Annotated in this window: 6 protein-coding genes and 2 pseudogenes; 6 read left to right on the top strand and 2 right to left on the bottom strand. The window is 40.1% G+C overall.

Annotation, left to right across the window (positions count from 1 at the left end; genetic code table 11):
• The first annotated feature begins 256 nt into the window (after positions 1-256).
• The 5 genes from ACVBDQ_RS17250 to ACVBDQ_RS17230 all read left to right on the top strand — a co-directional run bounded on the left by ACVBDQ_RS17250 (position 257) and on the right by ACVBDQ_RS17230 (position 4,440).
• The gene (locus tag ACVBDQ_RS17250) at positions 257-982 is read left to right on the top strand and encodes an MOSC domain-containing protein (RefSeq protein WP_041467858.1); all 726 of its coding nucleotides are present in this window, start codon (positions 257-259) and stop codon (positions 980-982) included.
• Positions 983-1,163: 181 nt separating this feature from the next.
• On the top strand, positions 1,164-1,379 hold the full coding sequence (locus ACVBDQ_RS17245; protein WP_081430722.1) for a GNAT family N-acetyltransferase: 216 nt from the start codon (positions 1,164-1,166) through the stop codon (positions 1,377-1,379).
• A 172-nt stretch (positions 1,380-1,551) separates the two neighbouring features.
• Positions 1,552-2,184: an FMN-binding negative transcriptional regulator gene (locus ACVBDQ_RS17240; RefSeq protein WP_011231207.1), complete on the top strand. Its 633-nt coding sequence runs from the start codon at positions 1,552-1,554 to the stop codon at positions 2,182-2,184.
• A 128-nt stretch (positions 2,185-2,312) separates the two neighbouring features.
• A complete protein-coding gene (locus ACVBDQ_RS17235) occupies positions 2,313-3,758 on the top strand; it encodes a pyridoxal phosphate-dependent decarboxylase family protein (protein ID WP_446663370.1) in 1,446 nt (481 codons plus the stop codon).
• 205 nt (positions 3,759-3,963) lie between these two features.
• Positions 3,964-4,440: a GNAT family N-acetyltransferase gene (locus ACVBDQ_RS17230; protein WP_011231209.1), complete on the top strand. Its 477-nt coding sequence runs from the start codon at positions 3,964-3,966 to the stop codon at positions 4,438-4,440.
• Positions 4,441-4,585: 145 nt separating this feature from the next.
• Here ACVBDQ_RS17230 and ACVBDQ_RS17225 read toward each other — a convergent pair.
• A pseudogene (locus ACVBDQ_RS17225) lies at positions 4,586-4,900 on the bottom strand (LysE family translocator); the annotation flags it as partial.
• A gap of 90 nt (positions 4,901-4,990) precedes the next feature.
• Between ACVBDQ_RS17225 and istA the strand changes: the two are divergent.
• A pseudogene (gene istA / locus ACVBDQ_RS17220) lies at positions 4,991-5,677 on the top strand (IS21-like element IS5376 family transposase); the annotation flags it as partial.
• 139 nt (positions 5,678-5,816) lie between these two features.
• Here istA and ACVBDQ_RS17215 read toward each other — a convergent pair.
• Positions 5,817-7,484 (bottom strand): IS1634 family transposase, encoded by a 1,668-nt coding sequence (locus tag ACVBDQ_RS17215; RefSeq protein ID WP_042382804.1) that lies wholly within the window; start codon positions 7,482-7,484, stop codon positions 5,817-5,819.
• Positions 7,485-7,779 lie beyond the last annotated feature (295 nt).

Here is a 7,779-nt window from a genome sequence, read left to right as displayed (position 1 = left end):
GGGAGTGTGGTATGCTTGTTCATAGAGAGCACCTCCTGGGTTTGTTTGTGTCGCTACTCACATTCTACAGGAAAGGTGCTCTTTTTTCTATACCCTTTGGATTTTATTGGATAATCAACACGCCTGGAATAATCCTTTATTCAACTCTCATGGAAGAACAAGTTAACTTCTATCATCTGTGGTGTCACGGAAGTGATGAATGAGTAGATTTTTGTATAATTTTGGTAGACAAAAATTAATTTAAGGAGAGAATGAAATGTTAATCGGCCATATCAAGGAAATTGTCCGTTACCCTGTGAAATCTTTCCGTGGAGAGAGTGTACAAAAAACTAAAGTAATGGAATATGGTTTGTATGGCGACCGTAGTCATGCTTTTTTAGATGAAACAAGATCAGGGAAGTTTTTAACAATAACACAATTCCCAGAAATGGTTCGATATAAAGCAAGATTTGTTGGGGAAGAGTTAATGGAAGAATACCCCAGAGTCGAAATAACGACACCTGAAGGTAAGGTTGTTGATTGGGGGGATGAAGACCTAATTAGAGAAATAGAAAACAAATCGAAACGGAAAGTTTCTCTTGTAAAATATACTCCCTCTTATGTACCTTTAGGGGCAATTGAAGAAGAACACATTCAATTGGTAACGGATGCTTCTTTGCTTAAATTAAAAGAAATATGGGGAAAAGAGGTCAATTATCAACGTTTTCGCCCTAATTTGCTTATATCATTAAAAGAGAAAGTCCCATTTATTGAAGAAACGTGGTTTGGCAGAAGGATTAAAATTGGACGAGAAGTGGAGATTCAATTAAAAAGACATTGTGAACGGTGCATGATTGTTACTGTTAATCCTGATAATGCAGAACAAGATTCGTCTTTGCTTAAAACTCTTGTACAACAAAGAAATAATCATTTTGGCGTTTATGCTTCTGTTATAAAAACAGGTGAAATTCATGTAGGCGATGAAGTCTTTCTTCTTGAATGATATTTTGCTAAATCATCATCAAACCAAATGTCAACTCTACTAAGCTCCCGTGGAAGGATAGAACTTCTTGCATAATCTGTGGGGAAGCTCGCTTTGTGGCTGGATAACAGGACAGATTGAAGAAGAGTATATTAAGTAAAAGGGCTAAGATTTTGGGGAGGGTATTTAATGGAATCAAGGAATAACTTTTTATTTAGCAGAATTATGCATCAATAATGAAATTCAAGGTAAAGGTTATGGTTCCAAACTTCTCCAATTTTTAGAGGAAGAATTACAGAAGAAAAACGTTAAAAGCATTTATCTTTTAACTTCCAATGGAGGACTCGCAAAAAACTTTTATAGAAAAAATGGTTATATTGTGAATAACAATAGGATTGTTATGAAAAAGAATTTGTAAATTGCATTAGACTGTTCCACTCCCATGGAAGAACAGAAATTCTTTCATAATCTGTGGTGTCGCGAAATGAGGCATAGGTGGCTAACGGCAGGATAGTTGAAGAGGGTATAATTTAATCTTTGTTTCATTCTATATGTATGATTATGCAAAAATGCGTGAAGGAGAATCAGAAATGTACATACCAAAAGCTTTTGAGGTTAATGATAAAACAAAATTAGTAAATTTTATTAGAGACAACAGTTTTGGAATTTTATTTTCTCAGGAAGAAAATGGACCGTTGGCAACACATTTGCCTTTCTTCATTGATGAAGAAACGGGGGATAACGGTGTATTGATTGGTCATATGGCAAAACTGAATCCTCACTGGAATAAATTAAATGGTAAAGAAGTTCTTGTAGTCTTTCCAGGTCCCCACGCTTATATATCGGCTTCCTGGTATAACGAACCTAACACTGTACCTACTTGGAATTACGTAGCAGTCCACGTATATGGAACAGTTAGAATCATAGAGAAAAAAGAAGAAATGGTTGAACGGATGGAAAAGACGGTTAATTTTTATGAATCATCTATGCCCAACCCTTGGAATGCTAAATTTGATGATGAATTCATAGATGGCTTAATGAACGGCATAGTTGTATTTGAAATCTCAATAAATAGGATGGAAGGGAAATGGAAGTTAAGCCAGAATCACTCCATAGAAAGACAACAAAACCTTATTAATGGTTTAAAAACAAGCAACAAATATAATTCAGCAGAAATTGCAACAATGATGGAACAGAATATTAAACAAAAGGATAATGCATAATGCTTCCATACTACACCTTTAACAAAGATGTAGGGTATTTATACAAAATTGTTCTCTAAACTCACATGTTTTTTTGAAACTATCTGCTCTATTTATATAATGAATGATCTTGAATAAGGGTGATAATGATGAATCTTGATTTTCTCCCTAATGACGCTTTTATTGAACCAAGTGGTCAAAATATAGACGAAGTTGCTAGCCTAATGAAGAAGTTTATGGATTTAGTGATAGAGAATTCTGCTAGTTCAGAGCAACGTCCACCTTTATCTCAAATAGAAAATTATACTTTTGACGAGATTCCCATACAAGGGATTCCGACTGAAGGTATTCTTCTACAATTAAAGGAGATTTTAAGAAATTCAATGAATCCTCTAACTCCTAACTATATCGGGCATATGGACTCTATACCTACTCTAATTTCCTGCTTGGGTGAGTTTGTAACAACAACGCTTAATAACAATATGTTGAGTCTTGAAATGTCTCCTGTATTTTCCCAAATGGAAGTACAAGTGCTACGGAAAATTGCTCGAATGTTTGGTTACGATGAGCAGGGTGGGGGAGTAATGGTAAGTGGCGGAAGTCTCGCGAACTTACAAGCTCTTGCAGTGGCGCGTAATCACTACTTTTCAGTTAAAGAGGAAGGATTAACTGGGTTAATAGAACAACCAGTTATCTTGGCTTCAGAAGCTAGCCACACTTCTTTACATAAAGCTGCAATGTTACTAGGTTTAGGAACATCTAGTGTAGTTGCGGTTAAAACTAATCAAAATTCTCAGATGGATACCTCAGACTTAGAGAAAAAGATTAATAAAATGATTGAAGAAGGAAAACAACCTTTTGCAGTTGTGGCAACGGCTGGAACTACGGTGACGGGTAATATTGACCCTATCTTATCCATTGCAGAAATAACAAAGAAGTATGGACTATGGTTACATGTAGATGCTGCCTACGGCGGGGCATTGGTTTTTTCTGATAAACACCGTGAACGACTTTCTGGTATTGAAAAAGCAGATTCTATAACTTTTAATCCTCAAAAATGGATGTACGTTGCAAAGACATGTGCTATGGTCCTATTTAAGAACTGTGACTTGTTGGAAACAGAATTCCGTATTTCAGCACCATATATGAATGATACAGATTTTACAAATTTGGGGGAAATAAGTGTTCAAGGCACCCGTCATGCTGATATTTTAAAGTTATATTTATCTCTTCAACATATTGGATTAAAGGGTTATGACCAGCTAATAAATGAAGGTTATTTGAGAGTAGAAGAATTTGTAAAACAAGTTAAACAACGCCCCTACTTGGAACTAGCCAGTGAACCTGATATAAATATATGCTGTTTTAGGGGCAGACCAAAGAATCTCGATGAGAAGCAATGCGACCAATGGAACTTGGAGTTACAACAATTTCTACTACATAAAGAACGGGTGTTTTTCTCCTTGCCGACTTATATGGGAAAACGTTGGTTAAGAGCTGTTTTATTAAATCCTTTTACTCCAATTTCAACTATCCAAAAAATATTTAAAACGATAGATGAATTTTATATAAATCATCACAATTACAAGTCCTAATTCAACTATCCTGAAAATTAATATTTTCATTCTTCTGATGGTGCCGCATAGATGTAGCATGGTTGTCTCTTATGGAAGAACGAATGAACTTCCATCATCTGTGGTGAAGATCGCTTCATGGTTGGCTAACGGGCGAATCAGTTGAAGAATAGCACTAAATTTGCCTTTATGATAGTCATACTTTTACAAATGAAGGGGGATTAAGATGGAAATTCGTTCAGTGAAAGGGTCAGACTACTATGTCATCTCTCCACTAATCAATGAGTGGTGGGGCGGAAGACAAATGTCTGATAAGTTGCCAAAATTATTCTTCGACCATTTTAAAAATACAAGTTTCATTGCCGAAAAAGATGGAAAAATCGTTGGATTTTTGATAGGTTTTCTATCCCAAACATATCCAGAAGAAGCATATATACACTTTGTTGGAGTTCATCCGGATTATAGGAAAAACGGTATTGGAAAACGACTGTACAATGAATTTTTTAATATTGTTAAAAAGAATGGCCGGAATATCGTCCGTTGTGTAACTTCACCAGTGAACAAAGTTTCCATTGCATTTCATACGAAAATGGGATTTGAAATCGAAAAAAACGGAGATAAAAAAGTAGACGGAGTTTCTGTACATACTGATTATGATGGACCAAATCAAGATAGAGTTTTATTTGTGAAGAAGTTAATTTAATGATGAGCTTGTTCAACTAACGGTTGGCGATAGTTGAACAGGACATACAAAAAAAGACCGATTGATTTCGGTCTTTTTCTGTGGTCTAAAAATCAACATTGAAATTGAACAGAGACATTTATTAAAAGATAACACTCTAACGATTTCACTTTTCACTAAACGCAATCTGTATACCAATCAGCCCTAATAACAAACCTTTTACAATGTTCATTCGCTTCGCTATGAACGAATTGGTAAGCAGGACATGGCGCAGTTTCTCTGAAAACACGCTGACAGCGATAAAAATCACTAAAGCCTGAACCAGAAAAATAATCCCCAAAATAAACATCTGCAACGTAATGTGTCCCATCGATTTATTCACAAATTGAGGCAACAATGCCAAAAAGAACAAAGATACTTTTGGATTAAGCAGATTCATGAGAATTCCTTTTTTATACAATGATAGATACTTTAAAGGCTGTTAAAGCCGATGATAAAATCCCCAATATAGCCGGAATAAAATTCCCCACTTACAATAGAACCATAGTGTCAACGAGAGGAGCTATGGTTCATGATTACGAGAGGGGAATTTTTTATGATCAAAGAGATGTATGAAAGGGGAATGAGTATTTCCGATATTGCGAGGGAATTGGGGATCGATCGGAAAACCGTCCGAAAATATATTCACTCCCCCAATCCTCCTTCCAAATCCAAGCGAAAACAAAGAAAAAGCAAGTTAGATCCATTTAAGCCGTATCTTCAAAAACGAATGTTAGAAGATGGGGTGTTTAATAGCGAAAAGTTGTTTTTTGAAATTCGACAACAGGGCTATACGGGAGGAAAGACGATTTTAAAAGACTATATGAAACCTTTCCGAGAGACGGCGAAAAAGAAATACACCGTTCGTTATGAAACGCTTCCTGGCGAACAAATGCAAGTCGATTGGAAAGAAGTCGGGGAGGTCGTGATCGAAGGGAGAAAAGTCAAGTTATCGCTATTTGTGGCTGTGTTAGGCTATTCGCGGATGAAATACGCGGTATTTACGGTCAGCCAGGATCAGGAACACTTAATGGAATGCCTGATTCAGAGCTTCAAGTACTTTGGCGGGGTTCCGAAGAAGGTGTTATTTGACAATATGAAGACCGTTACAGACGGGCGAGAACAAGGAGTGGTGAAATGGAATCAACGATTTTCCGAATTTGCGAGTTACTACGGATTTATTCCAAAAGTATGCCGGCCTTACCGGGCCCAGACAAAGGTGTAAATTATCACTTTATTTCCGCACAAAAAAGACTCTTTTTTGCACCCGAGTTCGACAGCGACTAGGCAAACAAAATCCCTCTGATCCTTTGATACAAAAGGGATCAGAGGGATTTGGGCATACTTTAGGCGTGTATCTAGGGGCGAGGATGGATGCCTAGAATCTTCGGAGGAGGCTCCATCCCTAGAGCCGCAAAGAGTTGAGCCTGTTTGGCCGTCAGTTCGGTTCGTTGATAAAGGTCTCCGTTTTTTGAAGAAAAATGTCCAAGCATGAGACGCTCACATTCGTCTCTTACTTTCGGCCACGATTCATGAGTTCGGATCTCCACGATCCGAACCAGCAAGAGAGCCAGCCAACTGAGCAGCACATGCGCCCGGATACGGTCTTCCAAGCGATGATACATGGGGCGCAGCTCGAGTGTTGATTTCAACGTCCGAAAGGCCTGCTCGATATCCACCAGTTGCTTATACCCGAGCGCAACATCCTCGGCAGACAAGGTGTCATCGGAGGTTCGGATGAGATATTTGCCATCGTACTTTTCCGCTTCACGAACCGCTTGCTTGTCGATGCGAAGCGTTCCATCCTTCAATTGACGCAAGTATTTTCCGTAGGACGGATGGGAACGCAGCCGGCAGGTGGCCTTATGATGGGCTTCGTTGGGGAGTTGTCGAAGCCCTTCCAACTCTTCTTTCAGCGATTCGAGCAGCGTTTCCCGCTCCTTGCGTTGGCGTTCGGCTTCGCTGGGATTGTACACGAGAACATAGCGCTGACGCGCTTCTCCGTCGCCCACGATGATTTCTTTGATATGCAAGTTCTCGCGAACTTGTTGGTAGCGCCCGCGACGGTTTAGGGCCTCTTCGACGGCGGCTTTGCCGGACCGCATTTTTTCGCCGACAATGTAGTGTCCCCCGGCCTGTTGCAAGATTCGCAAATTCTCTTCAGACGAAAATCCGCGGTCCATCACGCTGATCACACGCCCAAGCTTCCAGCCAATCAAGTCTTGTTTCACCTGTTTGATGACCGTCATATCCATCGTATTGCCAGGCCATACCCAAGCGCGAATGGGGACTCCTTCCCGGGTAACGGCCAGTCCAATGACGATTTGGACCAAATCGGGACGCTTATCTTTGGAAAACCCCTGCTTTCGAAGCGATTCTCCTTCTGGTGTTTCGGATGGATCCACTTCGAAGTACGACGAAGTCGTATCAAAGTAAATCAAATCGACTTCCAGGTTCAATAAATCGGCCACGGCATGGAACACTTGGCGTTCCAATTCCGGCTGCACGGCCAGCAGCTCATCCATCGCCCGGTACAACTGGTGGCTGGCGACTTGGGGAAGATGAGGGATATGCACGTCTTTCTCCACCCACTCCTCCATCGCCAACTTGCTTGACGGATGAAGGGCACGATTCGCCACCATGGCAAAAATCAGCCGTTCCAACGGAATCTGATGATGTCGGGAGGCAAACAAGGAGTGGAGAATCTCTCCCAATCCCAGTTGTCTCCAGAGCTGATCCAAAAGCCAAGCGCCACCAAGGCGTTTGCTTGATTGAAACTGAAAGTCATCCGACACTTCTCCTGTCAACGTCTCGATTTCCCAAGCCTGCTCAGGAGAAAGGAATCGCGAAATGCTTTTGGCCAGACGCTCCAAGACAGCGCGATCCACCTCGTCTTCGCGCCCAAACGAATAAATCACCTTCGCTTTCGCATATTTGGCCTTCGGATCCCATTCGTTGTGAGCAAGCTGGAGATACGCCACGGTCGTTCCATCTTTGTTTTTGCGTGTTACTCGCCGTATGTACATGCCTATATTATAAACGATATTGGGCTTTTTTAAAAGGATAAATTGTCAAGTCGTGTGCCTATGAAATTAAGCGTTTTTTTCTAGGATCCGTATCGCGAAATCCTTGATATAACAGCATTTTGGCCATTTTCATTTGCCTAAAATGGCCTCAAAACTGTCGAACTCGGGTTGCACATTCCTTCGGAATATCCCTCTCCCCCTTTCCGAAAGAATGTGCTAAATTTTTTGTGAATTATTTCGGAATGGGACATGGGTGATTTCCAGAGGGGGGACGAGGACGTGATTCGGTTTCATG

The sequence above is a fragment of the Geobacillus sp. CCR genome (assembly GCF_052906625.1).
The sequence above is the reverse complement of the archived record's forward strand: the minus strand, read 5'-3'. Positions and strand labels throughout refer to the sequence as shown.